The 16273-nt window shown below is 45.7% G+C and carries 15 protein-coding genes; 3 read left to right on the forward strand and 12 right to left on the reverse strand.

What is annotated here, in order from left to right:
* Nucleotides 1-89 precede the first annotated feature (89 nt).
* The 3 genes from ACN08X_RS00610 to ACN08X_RS00620 are packed head-to-tail and all read right to left on the reverse strand — an operon-like array spanning nucleotide 90 to nucleotide 3013.
* Nucleotides 90-1307 (reverse strand): pyridoxal phosphate-dependent aminotransferase, encoded by a 1218-nt coding sequence (locus ACN08X_RS00610; protein WP_419107621.1) that lies wholly within the window; start codon nucleotides 1305-1307, stop codon nucleotides 90-92.
* Nucleotides 1308-1317: 10 nt separating this feature from the next.
* The gene (locus ACN08X_RS00615; protein WP_419100796.1) at nucleotides 1318-2508 is read right to left on the reverse strand and encodes a glycine betaine ABC transporter substrate-binding protein; all 1191 of its coding nucleotides are present in this window, start codon (nucleotides 2506-2508) and stop codon (nucleotides 1318-1320) included.
* A complete protein-coding gene (locus ACN08X_RS00620) occupies nucleotides 2498-3013 on the reverse strand; it encodes an NUDIX hydrolase (RefSeq protein WP_419107622.1) in 516 nt (171 codons plus the stop codon). Before ACN08X_RS00620 ends, ACN08X_RS00615 begins: the two co-directional genes overlap by 11 nt.
* Nucleotides 3014-3114: 101 nt before the next feature.
* Here ACN08X_RS00620 and ACN08X_RS00625 point away from each other — a divergent pair, with 101 nt between their 5' ends.
* The gene (locus ACN08X_RS00625; protein WP_419100798.1) at nucleotides 3115-4110 is read left to right on the forward strand and encodes a mechanosensitive ion channel family protein; all 996 of its coding nucleotides are present in this window, start codon (nucleotides 3115-3117) and stop codon (nucleotides 4108-4110) included.
* Between the two features lie 131 nt (nucleotides 4111-4241).
* Here the strand turns inward: ACN08X_RS00625 and ACN08X_RS00630 are convergent, their stop codons facing one another.
* The 5 genes from ACN08X_RS00630 to galU form a co-directional block, all read right to left on the reverse strand.
* Nucleotides 4242-5129: a LysR family transcriptional regulator substrate-binding protein gene (locus ACN08X_RS00630; RefSeq protein WP_419107623.1), complete on the reverse strand. Its 888-nt coding sequence runs from the start codon at nucleotides 5127-5129 to the stop codon at nucleotides 4242-4244.
* A 3-nt stretch (nucleotides 5130-5132) separates the two neighbouring features.
* Entirely contained in the window at nucleotides 5133-5612 is a 480-nt protein-coding gene (locus ACN08X_RS00635) for a DedA family protein (protein WP_419107624.1), read from the reverse strand.
* Between the two features lie 442 nt (nucleotides 5613-6054).
* Entirely contained in the window at nucleotides 6055-7713 is a 1659-nt protein-coding gene (locus tag ACN08X_RS00640; protein ID WP_419107625.1) for a CYTH domain-containing protein, read from the reverse strand.
* A 113-nt stretch (nucleotides 7714-7826) separates the two neighbouring features.
* Nucleotides 7827-8720, reverse strand: a complete 894-nt coding sequence (locus ACN08X_RS00645) for a hypothetical protein (RefSeq protein WP_419107626.1) — start codon at nucleotides 8718-8720, stop codon at nucleotides 7827-7829.
* A 143-nt stretch (nucleotides 8721-8863) separates the two neighbouring features.
* Nucleotides 8864-9757, reverse strand: coding sequence for a UTP--glucose-1-phosphate uridylyltransferase GalU (gene galU / locus ACN08X_RS00650; protein ID WP_419100803.1), 894 nt, complete (start codon nucleotides 9755-9757; stop codon nucleotides 8864-8866).
* 169 nt (nucleotides 9758-9926) lie between these two features.
* Here galU and ACN08X_RS00655 point away from each other — a divergent pair, with 169 nt between their 5' ends.
* Both ACN08X_RS00655 and ACN08X_RS00660 read left to right on the forward strand, forming a co-directional pair.
* A complete protein-coding gene (locus tag ACN08X_RS00655; RefSeq protein WP_419107627.1) occupies nucleotides 9927-10529 on the forward strand; it encodes a 5-formyltetrahydrofolate cyclo-ligase in 603 nt (200 codons plus the stop codon).
* Between the two features lie 39 nt (nucleotides 10530-10568).
* A complete protein-coding gene (locus ACN08X_RS00660; RefSeq protein WP_419100805.1) occupies nucleotides 10569-10754 on the forward strand; it encodes an FmdB family zinc ribbon protein in 186 nt (61 codons plus the stop codon).
* Nucleotides 10755-10806: 52 nt separating this feature from the next.
* Here the strand turns inward: ACN08X_RS00660 and ACN08X_RS00665 are convergent, their stop codons facing one another.
* The 4 genes from ACN08X_RS00665 to ACN08X_RS00680 all read right to left on the reverse strand — a co-directional run bounded on the left by ACN08X_RS00665 (nucleotide 10807) and on the right by ACN08X_RS00680 (nucleotide 16225).
* The gene (locus tag ACN08X_RS00665; protein ID WP_419105591.1) at nucleotides 10807-11016 is read right to left on the reverse strand and encodes a hypothetical protein; all 210 of its coding nucleotides are present in this window, start codon (nucleotides 11014-11016) and stop codon (nucleotides 10807-10809) included.
* A 5-nt stretch (nucleotides 11017-11021) separates the two neighbouring features.
* Nucleotides 11022-14927 (reverse strand): DNA helicase, encoded by a 3906-nt coding sequence (locus ACN08X_RS00670; RefSeq protein WP_419107628.1) that lies wholly within the window; start codon nucleotides 14925-14927, stop codon nucleotides 11022-11024.
* A 78-nt stretch (nucleotides 14928-15005) separates the two neighbouring features.
* Complete coding sequence (locus ACN08X_RS00675) at nucleotides 15006-15461, reverse strand: hypothetical protein (RefSeq protein ID WP_419107629.1); 456 nt, start codon at nucleotides 15459-15461, stop codon at nucleotides 15006-15008.
* Nucleotides 15461-16225: a MurR/RpiR family transcriptional regulator gene (locus ACN08X_RS00680; RefSeq protein WP_419107630.1), complete on the reverse strand. Its 765-nt coding sequence runs from the start codon at nucleotides 16223-16225 to the stop codon at nucleotides 15461-15463. Before ACN08X_RS00680 ends, ACN08X_RS00675 begins: the two co-directional genes overlap by 1 nt.
* Between the last annotated feature and the right edge of the window lie 48 nt (nucleotides 16226-16273).

Here is a 16273-nt window from a genome sequence, read left to right on the forward strand (position 1 = left end):
CGCACTTTGGGACATAAAAATCAGGTGGTGGGGTACAGAGCCTAACGTTCTGCACCCCACCACCTGATAGTTCTCTTACCTAGTATTTTCTACTGTCGGTAATCTGCTAAGAAGTTTCCGAGTTTCTCCAACGCTGTTGCTAGTGTTTGCGTATCAGGTAAGAACACTAAACGGAAATGATCTGGTTTAGACCAGTTAAAAGCTGTTCCCTGACTAATAAGAATCTTTGACTCTTTAAGCAGGTCAAGAGCAAATTTTTCGTCATTAGAAATATTGAATTTCTCGATATCTAGTTTGGGGAATAGATAGAGAGCGCCTTGAGCAGGTTGACAGCTCACCCCATCTATATCGTTGAGCAGACGGTATGAGAGGTCACGTTGTTCTTTGATTCTGCCACCTGGAAGTATCAAATCATTAATAGATTGGTAGCCACCTAATGCTGTTTGCACAGCATGCTGTGCAGGAACATTAGCGCATAGACGCATTGAAGCCAAAAGTTTAATACCTTCAAGATAGCTTTCAGCCGCCCATTTAGGTCCGGTAATCGCAACCCACCCAGAACGATACCCCGCTACGCGATAGGCTTTTGATAAGCCGGAGAACGTCAAACAAAGGACATCGTCTTTAGTCAATGATGCAAGGTGTATCATGCGTGCGTCATCGTAGATAATTTTTTCATAGATTTCATCAGCAAATATGACCAGTCCGTGTTCTCTGGCAAGACCAACAATTTGAGATAAAACATTTTCGGAGTAGACCGCGCCGGTAGGGTTATTCGGGTTAATAATAACGATACCGCGAGTTTTCTCAGTAATTTTTGAGCGGATATCTTCAATATCTGGTTCCCACCCGTTGTTTTCATCGCAGAGGTAATGTCTAGGAATTCCCCCCGCTAACGCAGTTGACGCTGTCCAAAGTGGGTAGTCCGGTGAAGGAATAAGAATTTCGTCTCCATCATTACAAAGTGCTTGTAACGTCATCGGAATGAGTTCTGAGACCCCATTGCCGAGGTAGACATCGTCAGGGTCTAGGTTGAGGATTCCTTCATTCTGGTAATACTGTACGATAGCGGTTCGTGCTGAGTAGAGACCTCGTGAGTCAGAGTATCCTTGGGTAACTGGTAAGTGCTGGATGATATCGCGCATAATAGCGTCAGGCGCTTCGAATCCGAACGGTGCGGGGTTGCCGATGTTGAGTTTGAGGATTCGATGCCCTTCAGCTTCCATCGCCGTTGCTTCTTCGAGGAGGGGGCCTCGAATGTCGTATAGAACGTTATTGAGTTTTTGAGATTGCTGATAAGTTTTCATGTTGCTTAGATTACTCTCTTGATGTTTTTAACCAGAATTTTGCAACATCTTCGTTGCTGATTGCGCCTTGACCAGAGGTGAGCCGGTTGAATTCTGTGAGATCTGTGGAGCTAAGTCGAGATGACACTGAATCAATTGCTTCTCGTGCGCTTTGAGGTAGTTCTTCTGCTCTAACAATAGGAACTATCTGTTGTGAGATAAAGATACCAGCAGGGTCTTCTAAAATCGTGTAGGCGTTATCTTCAATCGTTGCTGAGGCGGAGAAGATGTCTGCAATCTGTATATGATCTGCAGCGAGTTCTTCTGAAAGTTTTGCTTGGCTGTTAACGGGTTGGAAGTTTTTAGGAACGCAGTGGTAGTAGCGTTCTAGCGCTTGAAGACCATAGGAGCGATGTTTAAAGCTTTCTGGCGCCCCAAGGGTGAGGTCTTTACAGTATTGACCAATATCCGAGAGGGAGCTGAGCTGGTATTTTGCGGCGGTTGCTTTGGTAACCGCTAAGGTGTCTCGGTTCTGAGCTGACGCAGGTTTGAGGGTGCTCAGCCCATCTGGTAGAACTTGTTTGATAGCGTTGATAATTTCGTTATCGCTTAGCCCTTGAACGTTGAAACCAGTAGGGGTTGATGTTGGAGTGGGCGTTTTTTGAGCAGAGGCCTCGTTGTTATGTGGTGTGAGCTGGTCGAGGTTCGGGTCGTATCCTTGTGTTGTAGGGACAGATTCTTCGCCGGCTGCTTGATCATTTTCGCCCCACCCGTAGGTGTACATTGCGTTAGGATTTTCTTCCGCTATTTTTCGGCGTTCTTGCTGGATATATGCGGGGCTAAACTTTCCATCGTTCGTGAGGTAGAGCAACAAGTTTCCTGAGTAGTCAGGCGTGATGTCTACGGTGGTAGGGTCGTTATAGGGGCTGTCTTCGTTGGCTGGTTGTGACGGGCTTGGGGCCTGCGCCGCTTCCATTGCTTTGAGGTATCCGGCTCTATCTTTTCCGGTGTCGACGAGTTCGGTCGTGTACCCAGCTTCTTGTAACGCCTGAGAATATATGGTGGCGATGAGCGCAGTTTCTTCTGAGATTCCAGTCGAAATACGAATTGTTCCGTAGGTCGGCGCCGAGGGGTCTACGGTAATTGTTGTCGAAGGCGAACAGCCGCTGAGCGCAATAGCGCAGGTGGCGAGCATTCCTAGCCACGGGGCTTTAGCTTTCATGTGCGGTGTTCCTTTCATCCGTTAGTTGGTTGCTGAGCTGTTGCTGTACCCAATCAGTGATGTTACGGTATCCCATCATACGAGCGACGTCTTCGAGGAGGGAGAGCTTGGGAATATTTTCTAGTTCTTCGATGGGTATCCAGCGAGCTTGGTCACTACTTCCGTCGGTTTCGTGAGTGAGTTTCCCCGCGATAATATGCGCACGATAGACCATTCTTAGCGCACAAAAAGGCATTTTTTGATGTTTTTCTAGGGGAAGGTGTAAAGCATGTAAGCCTAGTAGCCCGTCAGTTTTAATAAGATACCCGGTTTCTTCAAAGACTTCTCGTTTTACGGTGTGCTCAGGTTGTTCGGGTGGTTCCATTCCCCCGCCGGGAAGTGTCCAAGCGGCACGTTCAGGTGCATGCGTGGGAAGGAATCTGGTCAGCAGAATTTTTCCTTGTTCAATGATGACAGCGTACGCTGCAGGTCGGGTTTCCATGACGATAGGCATAGTTTCTATCATATCTGGTTCGTTGTGTGACAAGACATTTTTTCGTCGTTTCTTCCTCCGTTAGGGTAGAGAAGAGACGATTGACGTTCCTAAATCATGAGAGAAGTGATGTGATGATGTTTAGTACACGGTTATTTTCTTTAGGGTGGTGGGATTCCATACGCTCTGTAGACTTTTGGCTTGGGCATCCTTTACGAATTTTGTTCATTATTATTTTTGCTATTGTCCTTCGTAGCATTGTTGAACTGTTAATTCGTCAGCTGACGCAGTCTCTTGCTCGAGGCACTCGCATGAGGGTAATACGTACGGAGCAGGATAAGAATATGAAGGTTTCTCTTCCAACGTTACGGTGGGAGGAAGACGATTCTATTGTTCGTTCTCGTCAGCGTCAGCGCGCCCAAACAGTTGGTTCGGTATTACGTTCGGTCTCTTCTATCGTGATATCTGCTGTTGCATTAGTGATGATTATTGCTGAGTTAGGTTTTAATATTGCGCCAGTCATTGCTTCTGCCGGTGTGGTCGGTGTGGCTTTATCTTTTGGCGCGCAGTCTTTAGTCAAGGATTATTTATCCGGTATTTTTATAGTTGCTGAAGACCAGCTCGGAATTGGTGATTGGGTTGATTTAGGCGAAGCCTCTGGCACCGTAGAATCGGTGGGTTTACGTGTCACCTCTGTCCGTGATACTAGCGGTGTGCTGTGGCATGTTCGCAATGGCGAGATTCTTCGGGTTGGCAATTCCTCTCAGGGATGGGCTCAAACAAATATTGATATTCCAGTTCCGTATGCCGCCGATGTTGAGAGGTTAAGTACTTTCCTCCTTTCTCAGGTGCACACTGCCTTATCTTCATCTGATGTTGCTGAAAGTATTCTTGGCGATCTTCAATTTTTGGGTGTGGAGTCTCTCAGCGGTGAGGCTTTGACTTTACGTTTTTCCATGAAAACAGCACCTGGTGAACAATGGCGGGTGGGGCGTCTTTTGCGTCTTGAGTTGAAGAAGGCTCTTGATGAGTATGGTGCGCAAATTCCTCTACCTCAGCATTCGATAGTCCATAGTGGTTCCTCCTCGGTACAGGTTCCGCCTGTTGTTGAGAATTCCGCGCAGAAGTAGCGTGACTCTTATTTTTAGATTGTTCTAAAATGCTGGTGGGGTTGGACAGATCATCGTTTCTGCTCAACCCCACCATTTTATGGTATCCACACGGTACGGAGCCTTATACGCTCATATCCGCAGGTTTGCTGTTATCGGCGTCGTTGGCGTCGTTTTTTACGGTCTTGTTGTTCTCGTTTAGCGTTTGCTACACGTTTTTTATGTTTTTCTCGTGCTTTTTCACGTCGTTTTTGTTCTGCTTGAGCGACTACGCTTTGGCTACTGCGAGCAGAGTTTTCTTTTCGTCCACGAGTGATTCCCACAAAGTCTTGGATAATTTGTTCGATGTGTTCTTCACGGTGGTAACGTTTCCAGATGAGTTGTACGGGTACTTCTTTGATGTCCGGAATCACACGGTATGTGAGGTCTTTACGATGATGCAGACGCGCAATACTCATGGGGACGATAAGAAGTCCAAGGCCTGCTGCGACGAGCTCAATCGCGTCGGCGGTGTTTCTCATCAATGGTAGTTTTTGTTCTGTTTGCTGACGATAAGGGGCAGAGATTTTTTCCCATTCAGGGACAGTATGTGCCGGTTGGAGAAGGCTTTCTTCCGCAAGTTCTGCAATCGGTATTTCTTCAAGCAGGGTCAGAATATGATCGGTAGGAAGAACTACCACGTTCTTTTCATGGTAGAGAGTGATGGCATGGAATTGGTCTTTTTCAAAGGATTCTTGGTGAGCCGCTAAGCGTGTCAACACCATATGAGCCAATGGAGTCTCACCTTCTAGGCTTGCCCGTGTAGCGTCTTCCTTCAACGCAAGTTCTTTGAGAGGACAGAGTTTTCCGTATCGTTCTTGCCATCGAGAGAACCACTTGCCAGGCATAATTCCTGGTACGTACCCGATACGAAGTTCTTGTCCTTCGTCTTTAAGTTCTAGAGGGTGTTCTTGGTCTTTGAAGTGAGCGAGCAGTTCGAGCTGCTGTTCATGAGCGTATAAACCAGTTTCTGTGTGGTTCTCGCTAGTGTGGGCTGTCATAGCTTACAAATTAGCATGTCTTGAGCGGTTATGAAGAGTACGTTTACCAAGATAAATGAACAGTGAGAGAGCTATCAAAAGAATGATTGCTGTTATGAGAACAGTTGGTTGTTGAATCCAAGCCCAGATAACAGCCATCCCAACGGTGGAATAGATACAAGCCCACATTAAAGTTCCTATGAGCATGGCGGGGATCCAGCGTTTCAAATGCATGCGGGTAAAGCCCGTGGTGAGAATGACGGCAGTTTGAAAGCCAAGGGTTAAGAAGCATAAGGGAACGGCAAGTACTCCCCAACGGTTGATGAAGTACTGAGCACGGAGGTACATCGGGGTTTGCATCAGGTACCGGATACGTGCCAATTTAGCGCTGCCGGCAGAGGCAATCCAGCCGAGCATAAAGACTAGGCTCGTTCGAATAATCCCCACGATCCAGAAGAAGAGCAGAGCCCAGTGCCATTGTAGGCTTTGTATCCATTCAACCACGGCTATAGTTTATCCGGTTTTGAGGGTACCGCGTTCGAACATCATGTGACTATGAGGATTTTCTCAGTAGCTCACTAGTTTGGTGTTCGGAGAGAGCTTTTTACCCGTAAAACTTAGGGTATCCTTTGTTCTTTTTTAGGTAATATAAATTTTTTCTTCAAAAGACTAGCCAAAGACTGTTCAATTAGGTTATATTTTTATTACCAAATAGTTGAGAGCTTGTGGGAAGCAATCAACAATATGGTTTCGAAGACTTTTCTTCCTGTGTGTGATGCAAGTGCCTAGTCAAGTAGAAATACTTGACTAGGCACTTCTTTTTAACTGTCTTAACATGCAAAAAATGAGCCGTTGAAAACAACACCAGAAAATATACACATCAGGTAGTTTTTCAACGGCTCACAGGGTGAAGAACCTCCCCCCCCTCCGATAGGAGGAAGAAAAATCAGGACTTTTTCTTAAACTTCAGTTTCTTCAGCTCCAACATCAACTCGGGAATACGAGAAATTTCCTTTGCACGAAGCTGAACAATACGAGCATCACAGCCACCTAACAAATACCCGATAGCAAGACGATCATTCTGACGACGAGTAGCACGACGCAACGTAGCCTCTAACCACGTTGCAATCACTTTTTCATCAGAAAGAATCGACAAAGAATCATAGAAGCCATCACAAATACGCCATAATTTTTGCTCAGAAGTATTGAGTGGCATCCCAGCAGATTCAAAAGCGTCCAAACAATATTTTGCTCCTTGACCTGCACGCCGAATCTTGAACAATAAAGTATCACGCTGCTCATCAGAAGCTACATCCTCAGTTGAAGGCTTCCATACATGACGGTATTCTTGACCAACATATGTACGGAGTACTTTACGCAAGTGCTGAGAAACTTTACGAGTATATTCGTCAGAATCTTCAGGAAGCTGTACCAGTTGTTTGAGGTTATTCATCAAGTACACTAAATCTTTTCTTAGCTGTAGATACTCTGGCGAATCAAGAACACGAATCAACACCTTTGACGCAACCTCGCTATCAGAGCTAAGGTACTCATCAAGTTCACGGCGAGCTGTTTCCGTAATAAGCCCTGGGTGAGTATCGACAGACCACATGAAGGTCGTCAGAATCTCGATATCTCGCGCAGATGCAAGACCTCCCATCAGATGCTTCAGATAACGAATATCGTCTTGAACTTTTTGGCAAGACGTATCATCACTGATATAGGGCAATACTGCATAGCGCAAAATCGCTTCAACTTGACGAGCACTCTTACGCATACCGTGCACCGCGTCAGGGGCGTCAGAACGAAGCTTCATTTCCCAAATCATCAAGTCTGAGGTTAAAGAGTGAAGAATCTGACGCAAAAATTTCTGAGAGCTCTTCGGCCGTGATGTTTTTTTCTTAGATTTCTTTTTAGATGAGCGAGACGGCGTCGAGCTCTTCTCAGAGGTACAGCCTTCTAGTCCTTGGCGTCGTGCTTCAAAACATTCATCTTTACCCAGTGCACGAGCAATCTTTGCAGTAGATTGAGAAAGAGCAATACCAAGATTGGTGAAAATTACTTCACAGGCGGTAAAAATATCTGCGGGGCTTACTAGTCCCGCATCTAATAGTTCAACTTCCCATTCTGTCCAAGAACGCTCAATGTTCGTCGAAAAATCTAGTGCGCGGACTTTGTCTTTGCAGATTTCAGCAACTTTAGTTCCTTCAGCATCGACCAGTACAGTACGTTCACGTTCTGTCAGCAAAGAGACTGTTTCATAGAGTTCGTCGCCTAAAGTCACAGCACGAACAAACTTATGAACGGCAGCAGGCATCCGTTGGCGGTCTGCCAATAGAGGAAACCCAATTTCATGGCGAGCTCCGGCGCGGTCATCAAATTTGATATGCCAGCCTTGATCGTATCCGCCAAGACGTCGACGTAAAGCTACCATATTACGGCCCAAGTCAGCGTCTTGAGTGTCAAAATAGGTTGCTTCTAGATGCTCGGTGATATTTTCAGAGACCTCAAGATTTTCAAGAACGTTCCAGTCGATAGGTGCAATATCTGCTTGGGGATCAGTCAGCTCATATTTACGTTCTACTTCTAAATGATGAGTTGCCATCGGATTTTATGCTCCTGGGTCAGGGGGTAAAAAGGAGGAATAGCACCGTTATTTTCTTAGAGATAACGGACAACACCCACTATCAAAATGATAGCGGGTGTTGTCTCAAAATATTAGGCTCTACGTCGTTTAAGAATCTCGTCTAAAGTCTCTGTGGCGCCTCGTAGTCGTTGAGCTTGTATCAAAGTTTGAGTTTGGCTCCTAGGATACGAAGGTTTCTTGAGCGGTTCAGGTTGTTGTCGTTCAACAACTGGAACTTTCAGGTACGTAGGAATAGGTGTTGGTGTTGGTTCCCACGAAGAAACTGCCAATTCGAAAGGTGGGTCGAGTTTTTCTTTATCAGTAAAAGCCCCGCGTGCAGTCCCCTCTAACTGAGGGCGTTTCGAGGTATCGTGAGTACGTAGGTAACGTAAAGATTTTGCGGCATATACGCTGGGTTTCTGATTTTGACGAGGTACAGGCTTTGTTCTTCGCGATGATGGTGAGGAGGTTGGTCCTTCTGATGTAGCAGAACGACGTTCTACAGGAGAAGAAACAGGAGGATTTTTCTTCTTCAAAATGATCGAAGAGGCATTCATGGAAGAAGATGAGAGCTGCTGTTTTCTGCGTTTTTTAGCATCTCGTAGCGCCAAGAATCTCAACGTTGAGATACAGCTGAGGGCTCCAAGGAATGATATTCCTGCAATAGGCCATGTTTTTGCTCCCATGAGAGCGAAAATCGCTTCCCCTACTGAGAAAAGGAAAAAAGCTAAAGCCATCATGAAAATGATGATACGCCCATAGCGCAGAGTATACGTTGGTGTGTAAGGCGATGAATGTCGCGGTGCAGGAGCTGCAGTTTTAGAGGATTCTGGTAGTTGTTCTTCAAGACATACGTCGTGCGCATAACGTTCTGCAGAGATTATCGTTGTCAGAGCTTTTCTGTTTAGCATACGAGGCACCGCAAAAATAAGCAGTACTGCAAGAATGACTAAGGCACTGGTTGCACCTAAACCACTAAGCTCCATTACTTCACCTCAACAGGCCAGTTATCGTGTGCTTTGCACACTAGATGATGGCTCTAAACTTTTACATGTAGATACTAAGGATACGTCATATAACTGTGGGGGGACGTGTATTACACGTCCCCCCACAGCACTAAAATGTATTTTTATTGATTTTTAACGAACTCTTTCAGCCATTCAAGAAGATCTGCTCCGAGGTCTTCACGTTCAGAGGCAAGAATAACATTCGCTTTAAGGTAGCTGAGCTTATCGCCAGTATCGAAACGACGGCCTTTGAAAACGACACCATACACGCCCTCAGACTCATCTGCAGCAAGAGTTTGCAGAGCATCAGTAAGCTGAATTTCGTTGCCACGGCCGGGAGCAGTGTTCTCAAGAACTTCAAAGACCTTAGGGCTTAGAACATACCGACCAATGACAGCATAGTTTGAGGGTGCATCTTCGGCGGAAGGTTTCTCAACAAGCTCAGAAACTTTGAAGAAATCTTCACCTTCTACGTGCTCAATAGCAGCAGCACCATAAGCAGAAATCTGTTCGCGTGGAACCTCCATCAGCGCAACAACAGATCCCCCAGTCTTCTGTTGCACTCGAACCATTTCAGAAAGCAAGTCTTCTTTTTCGTCGATGAGGTCATCACCAAGGAGTACCGCAAACGGTTCATCTCCCACATGGACTTTAGCACGCAACACTGCGTGGCCTAGACCTTTCGGATCTCCTTGGCGAACATAATGTAGCTCACCGAGATCATTAGAATCAAGAACAGTTTTCAGCAAGCTGTCTTTACCTTGTTCAGCGAGCTGAGCTTCAAGAGTAGGAACACGATCAAAATGGTCTTCTAAAGCTCGTTTGTTACGTCCTGTAATCATCAAAACATCGTTGAGTCCAGCTTTAACAGCTTCTTCAACAACATATTGAATTGCAGGACGGTCTACTACAGGAAGCATCTCCTTAGGAGTTGCTTTAGTTGCGGGAAGGAAGCGAGTGCCTAGACCGGCTGCAGGTATTACTGCCTTTGTGATAGTTTTTTTTGGGTCAGTCATAAATACAACAATACTCTAAGACCTTCCCTTCTTGCAGAAAATGACGAGAGAAAAAATGGCGACAAAACATATAAAACTATTTCATCACACGCACCTAACAATGAGGACAAGAATATCTTGAATCATGAGATGATATGTTCTGTCACTTGTTCTTTTTTACAACATCGATATGTCTTTTCAACACCAGCACTTAACTGCGCATAAAGCAGCACTCCGGTCAAATATCAGAGAGCAACGTCGTATTTTTTCCTCACGAAAAGACGCGCAAAACGCATTAGATATCCAGCTCAATAAACTCGTAGAGAGTTTGGCCTTACCACAAAAATCAATCATTGCAGCTTTTTTACCTTTACCTACAGAACCACCTATACTTCAAGGTTTAAAAACCCTAAATAACCGCGGATACACTATTATTGTCCCGATAACAACACCACAGAAAGCTCTCCTATGGGCGCCGTGGACACCCCAAAGCACCCTACACACTAATTCTTTAGGCATCTCAGAGCCAGCAGCCCCCTACCAAACATCACAGGCTTTCTACGATGCACAGCTACGACTCATCCCTGCACTAGCTATAGGGACAGATGGGCGTCGTCTCGGTCAAGGCGGAGGATACTATGACAGGCTTCTAGCAGACGACCCAGCCCCTGATAAGAACTATGGAATTACTTATTCCTGGGAGGTACTCCCCTCCGTCCCCGCAGAGCCATGGGATGCGAAGCTTCTTCACGTACTTACCGAAAATGGTGTCCGCGAATTATCCGTACAGTAGAATATTCCACGACACATAGACTCATCGGAGGAGAACTACATGCCGGTTTATCAATACCAGTGCAAAAACTGCGAGTATCTTTTTGAAGAACACCAGTCGTTCACAGACAAACCACTCACGACCTGCCCTCAATGCAATGCTGACCAGCTACGCAAAAAATATGGAACAGTCGGAGTTGTCTTCAAAGGTTCAGGCTTCTACAGCAACGATAAAAGCAGCTCCTAAAATAAGAGGTGGGGAGGGACAACACTAACATCGTGTTGTCCCTCCCCACATCTTAGATAGACGACCTAAAATCGTGGTGAGGAGGACGTTGCTCTTTCAGCCACTGAGCTCGAGAATCTTCTTCAGAAGAGATTTTTCGAGATTCCTCATCCGAGCTAAGAACACCTATAATTTTGGGTTCTTTACCCCAAGAAGAATCACCAGAGACTACGCGGCGATGCCCCCTCCGCTTTTTAGGAGTAGAAGAATACTGCTCTGACATAAAACTTATTCGCTTTCCACACCAAGATACCGGAACATTCGTTCCGCAACCGCATAGGGCTTTGAAAAGACTTCAATAGTCCATAACGTCATATAGTTCCAGCCAGTACGAGCTAAACGGTCTGGCAAAAGACGCGTTCTTTCGCGAACACTCATGCGAGCAAACTCATCAGAGCCATCAGAACAAGCAGCAAGAGGGAAGTTTAAAGCAACAGGATCTTGAGAATTTCCACTCTTACGACGACGAGGGCTAGGCGTAGAACCTGCCATCAACGACTCATGCTCAGAATACGCTACCAAAGAGATTCCCTGCGTTCCGTGCTCGCGTAGATGCACACCACTGTTTCCTAAACGGCGCACCATATCGTTCAATAGCCAGTCCCCCATATCAATCGCCTCAATATCGGCATTACGGAGAAACTCATTCTGAGGGATTCTATCGGTAATCGTCGCAGTCTGCTCTTCATGACGAATCTTCTGCCAGTTTTCGTGCTCTTTGAGCATCTTGTAAAGGTCTAATGCTCCGTATTCAAGTAATGAAGGGTCGAGATCTTCGATAGATACACACGACATTAAGCGTGTCAAGTGGCGTGCACGGGTCATCCCCAACACGAAATATTCACGTCCATGAGTTTCAGAGAGTTGGCCAAGTTTATGGTTCACAACTCCGTTATGACCTTTACCTGTACCGAGAGAGAAAATGACAACGTCGCGTTCAAGCCCTGAGGCTCTTGATAAATCTACGACACGGAAAGGTTCCCCATGTTGGGCGTTATTGAAGAAAGGTAGCATCTGAGGATACTGCGCTAACAAAGAGCGTACCGCTTCTGCAATACGACGCGCATGACGAGTGCTGGCCGTTACTACAGCCAAGGACTGGTTAGGGTTTTTATACGCGTGTTCAAGAACCCGTTTAGCGACGCTATCAACCTCAATGGCAGGCGAATCGAGGTTGGAATTGTCACTAATTTTTCCGGTAGCGTCAATATACTCGGCGATAAAAGCAGGAATATCCTCGGATATTTCTTCACCCCAAGGGTAGAAGTTCAGTACACCAGAATAAAAATTCTCGTTCAGATATCTAAATACTGCAGGGTCTACAGTACGTTCAGAAAGAAGCGCTAACGTTCGTGCCGGAAGAATCTTTGAAAGCGCGCTATAGGTGCTCTCAATTTTAGGGTTTTTCTCTAAGGGAGCGTTTTTTGCCACGGCGGACACCATGAACGGTGCTGGGAAACCACTGTGGGGATCACCAATAGCAATAACCTGTTCTGTTCGAATGATTGCAGGAAGGTTTGCTGCTAACGGAGTAGATTCTGCGTCAAGAAGAATTACCGCATCAAAACGCACCGTATTAGCTAATCTACGAGTTAGCGCAAATGGGCTCGAGGTCCATAATGGGTACAGAGCATGTACCAGCGCACCAGAATGTTTAAGAACTGCGTCAAAGTCAAAGTGATGTCCTCGAAGCTGACTCTTCAAGTACGCGGCAGCCTCAGCATCTGCAGCAATACGGTTATTCCAAGTGTCTCGGATAGAAGCACCTAATCGTGCTGGAGTTGCTGCGATATGGGCTTGGTCAGCGGCACGAAATTCTTGTTCAAGAGCTCTTAAGCTATCACCATCAAGGATTTCAATCTCGTCACTGGCTAGCATCTTTTCAAGGGCACTTTGCCACCATGCAAGCTCAAGTTCAGCGCTGACATGTTCTGCAGAAACTTGACGCTTGAGAAGGTCCGCCAAAAATTCTTCTAGGCCGAGTTCGTAAAGTTCACGACGAATCTCTTCACGCTCAGGTAAGGTATAAAGCAATTCTTCATCCGCGTTGAGCAGGTTAAGCCGTTCCAAGAGAACACTATATGGGGTGTTCAAAAAGTCATTTCCGTCAGGGTGATCTTCTAGAACAATCGCAAGACCTGAAAATTCATGAGCGAGATCGGCGAGTTGTTCTTGTAAACGGGTCAGGTTTGCAGGAATTTGTGGCTCGCGTGGAGAAGCGGCGCGTGCAATCCATTCTTCTCTTTCCTGCTGAACAATGAGAAGGTTCTCATGTAGGTCATTGATATGAACACCCGGAAGAATATATTCTTTCGCTGCTTTACGAAGCCGAGAACGCTGAATACTGCTCATTTCTATACCGTGTTCACGACGCCACGCGCTACTTGCGGTGGCAGCAATAAGATCAGTTACGGGTCGGTCGTAAACGTCTACACGGAATTTTGTGAGAGTCTGTCGAATACGTTCAAGGAGCTGAAGTTGTGCTTCCCATTCGTAGTAGCTTTGGCCCATGCGGAGACCAGTTTGCTCACTGAGCTGGCTCATCTTTGCGTGCATTGATTGCAAGGAAGTTATCAAAGATTGTACGAGGCGGTGTACCGCTTTACATTCTTCTTGGTCGTAAAGTTTCGCCCGATGCCATGAAGACAGCAATGTAGAAGGACGGAATGCACGTAACTGGGCAAAACGTTCTATTTTCTCAGTGATTTTAGCGCGGTGTGAAAGCGCGTCCATGACGTGACGGTTAAAACGAACTGTCGTCGTAGGGGCGGGGTCTTGAGCCGTTAAAGCAGCAAGAGTCTGTAAAGCATCATATACTGAACATCCCCAACGCGATTCCGTAAATTTGAGAGAGTTTGTATGAGAGATAAGCTGATCTCGAGACGAAACTAACCGCTCATACACGTCGCTCATGTTTGGGCAGGCTGCATTTTCATTACGAATGATGGCTTGCACCAGAAGTTCTCTCAACTCTTCTGAGGAATGTTCCTTCAAAAGGTCAAAAGTGAATTGGTCAAGGCCAATATTTTTCAGAAGTGAGGCAAAATTTTCAACGGTTGAGCTACGCTCCCCTACCACTAATACAGATTTTCCATCGTGAATGAGGGTCGTAGCGATATTAGTTGCCATTTGTAGCGGCTCGGTACCAGATGGTGCTGTTACGACCAAAGAGTGCCCAGAACGTGCTAGGTCAATGATTTCTTGAGCTGAAGCATCAGCGTCAAAGGCCAACATTTCGCTATGAGGGGCTCTTTGATCGACAGGGGCTGCCGCGTTATTAACAAAAACTTCTGGGTGAGTAGTGTCTTCAGGTTCTAATGCAAGTTTTGCAAGTTTGCGGACGAGAGGAGTAAAGGAATTTTCTGGAAGTTCAGCCGCATTTTCTTTAATATCAGCAAACGTAGAAATCAGGTATTTTGACTCAATTAACATTCCTGGTACGTGACCGGTGCTTGTACGCATCCGGTCAATCACAGGTTCTGGGTCAAGTTTTGACATAGAGTTTGCTAATTGCGCAACATCCATAGAGCCAAGATCAATGCTGTACTCTTTATAGATTTGACGCACCATAGCAGGGTTCAATTTTGCAGTTCCCGATAAACGAATTTCAAAGTCTTCGCTTGTTGGGTGAGGAGTGATAACAATGGGTGTCAAAAGAACCGGTGCAATAAAACGTTTTTCAGGGGCCCCTTGCCCATGGTGAACATCTCGGGAAAGCCATGAAGCAGTACCTGCAGCAAAATACCCTGCAGAAAGACCATGCTGGTTTTCTAATTCAAAGATTTTACTGCGTAGAGCTTGAGCTGCACGCATAGCAGATTCACGTTTACTTTTATCGCGAATAATAGTAGAAAGCCGTGTTTTACGTCCCATCATCAGCTGAGCCAACCCTGAAGGGTTTGCGTCAGTGATATCAATATGGACATAATCAATCTGGTTAAAGTCAAGGAGTGCATCTGGACCGGTGTAAAGGTCCATTTGGCGGTTCCACGTTTCTAACCCTTTTTCATAGTCGAGAATCTCTACGACGTTCTCAAGTTGTTCACTCACTGAGGGTGCAGAGGTTCCTAAGGCGCTACTACCGGCAGATTCCCAAGATTGAGCCGGCTGAGGGGTAGCTGATTGTTCGTTCACGAATGAAAGCTCTTTCGATACTGTTTAGGGTGCGGTTTTACTCTAGTTATCCATCATACGGGTCAAGGCCCTCAGGAGTTAAGCCATCGACAGGTTCCAATAAGAAATCATCACTAAAACTGTTAAAACGGAGATGAGTGCCATTCCTCCCCAAAGAATCCATCGTTGAGGTGTAGAGCATGCGGCAGAGGGAACACCCCAACGAGAGCGGGTAAAGAAAAAGGCGAGGAGAACGCCCAAGAGGTTTCCCACAAGAAGTTGCTGAACCATAGCGAAAATCCCAAAATTACGTTCAACGTAGTCGCCCTCATCTTTGATGAGGTTAAGGAGACCTGCTAAGAGGATAGTCATGCAGGCGATAAGAAAAGTTAGTGCAATTAGAGGTGCGTTGAGGACTTCTTCAAGAGGTAGCTGCGTTTGGGAGCTAAGTAAAAAGGTGTATAGAAAATAGCACAGTGGAGAAATAATCCAATACCAAAATAGGTATTTTTTGGTGGAGTCTGGGTCGTTAAGCCGGTACAGAATACTATTCACTATTGGTCCTCGGTGTCTAAGAAATTCATGTATTGCCGAACGATATAGTCTAGTAGAACGCTCAACGCAACAAAAGAATGATAGGGGTGTTTGCTATGGTCACCAACATGAGTGGGAGTTGCTTCATAACGTAAAGAATAGGTTGCATGAGATGAAATGTAGTTCAGACTTTGAGCTGTAATTGCAAGCATCGGAATCTTGCGTGAGGAAAGAGCCTTGATTGTTTCTTGTACAGATTCCGTATTACCAGAGAGCGATACCACGATGACGAGGTCGTCGGTGGTCATACTCGAAATACTTCCAGCAAATTCATTTTTAGCAGGAATAACATGCGCAAATTTTCCGCATACTAATAAAGATTTAGAAAACTCTTGAATAGCGTTTCGTTGAGCGTATCCGGTACCAAAACAATACACGGTACGGGCACGATGAATATGGCTCAAAATATCTTCTAAATCGGTGTTTTGAAGTGTTTCAAGAGTCTTCATAATGTCTTCAACGCCGGAGCTCACAAAGTCTACAGGACGTTCAGAGGCCGTATTCAACGAGTTTTTGATGAAATACTTTAGCTCTGTAAAACCTGAGAAGTTCAGTTTTTTGGTCAGCCGAATAATACTCGAAGTAGACGTATACGTACGATGCGCTAAAGAGTTAATAGTCGACTCTGCAACAAATTCTTCATGCGTTAACATGAAGGCAAGAATTTCACGTTCAGTATTGCTGAGGTGATGCTGATGCGCGTTAACTATTGTCTGAAGATCCACGAAGGCTCCTGAGCCGAAAGATGATGTACCTATCTCTAGATAATACAT

Source organism: Rothia sp. P6271 (assembly GCF_048512995.1).
In the GTDB taxonomy this organism is placed as follows: domain Bacteria; phylum Actinomycetota; class Actinomycetes; order Actinomycetales; family Micrococcaceae; genus Rothia.

Coding starts and splice junctions, on each gene's coding strand:
- ACN08X_RS00655 (WP_419107627.1), top strand. CDS start 9,927: ATGTCTTTTCAACACCAGCACTTAACTGCGCATAAAGCAGCACTCCGG.
- ACN08X_RS00645 (WP_419107626.1), bottom strand. CDS start 8,720: ATGGAGCTTAGTGGTTTAGGTGCAACCAGTGCCTTAGTCATTCTTGCA.
- ACN08X_RS00610 (WP_419107621.1), bottom strand. CDS start 1,307: ATGAAAACTTATCAGCAATCTCAAAAACTCAATAACGTTCTATACGAC.
- ACN08X_RS00630 (WP_419107623.1), bottom strand. CDS start 5,129: ATGACAGCCCACACTAGCGAGAACCACACAGAAACTGGTTTATACGCT.
- ACN08X_RS00665 (WP_419105591.1), bottom strand. CDS start 11,016: ATGTCAGAGCAGTATTCTTCTACTCCTAAAAAGCGGAGGGGGCATCGC.
- ACN08X_RS00620 (WP_419107622.1), bottom strand. CDS start 3,013: ATGATAGAAACTATGCCTATCGTCATGGAAACCCGACCTGCAGCGTAC.
- ACN08X_RS00640 (WP_419107625.1), bottom strand. CDS start 7,713: ATGGCAACTCATCATTTAGAAGTAGAACGTAAATATGAGCTGACTGAT.
- galU (WP_419100803.1), bottom strand. CDS start 9,757: ATGACTGACCCAAAAAAAACTATCACAAAGGCAGTAATACCTGCAGCC.
- ACN08X_RS00615 (WP_419100796.1), bottom strand. CDS start 2,508: ATGAAAGCTAAAGCCCCGTGGCTAGGAATGCTCGCCACCTGCGCTATT.
- ACN08X_RS00625 (WP_419100798.1), top strand. CDS start 3,115: ATGATGTTTAGTACACGGTTATTTTCTTTAGGGTGGTGGGATTCCATA.
- ACN08X_RS00660 (WP_419100805.1), top strand. CDS start 10,569: ATGCCGGTTTATCAATACCAGTGCAAAAACTGCGAGTATCTTTTTGAA.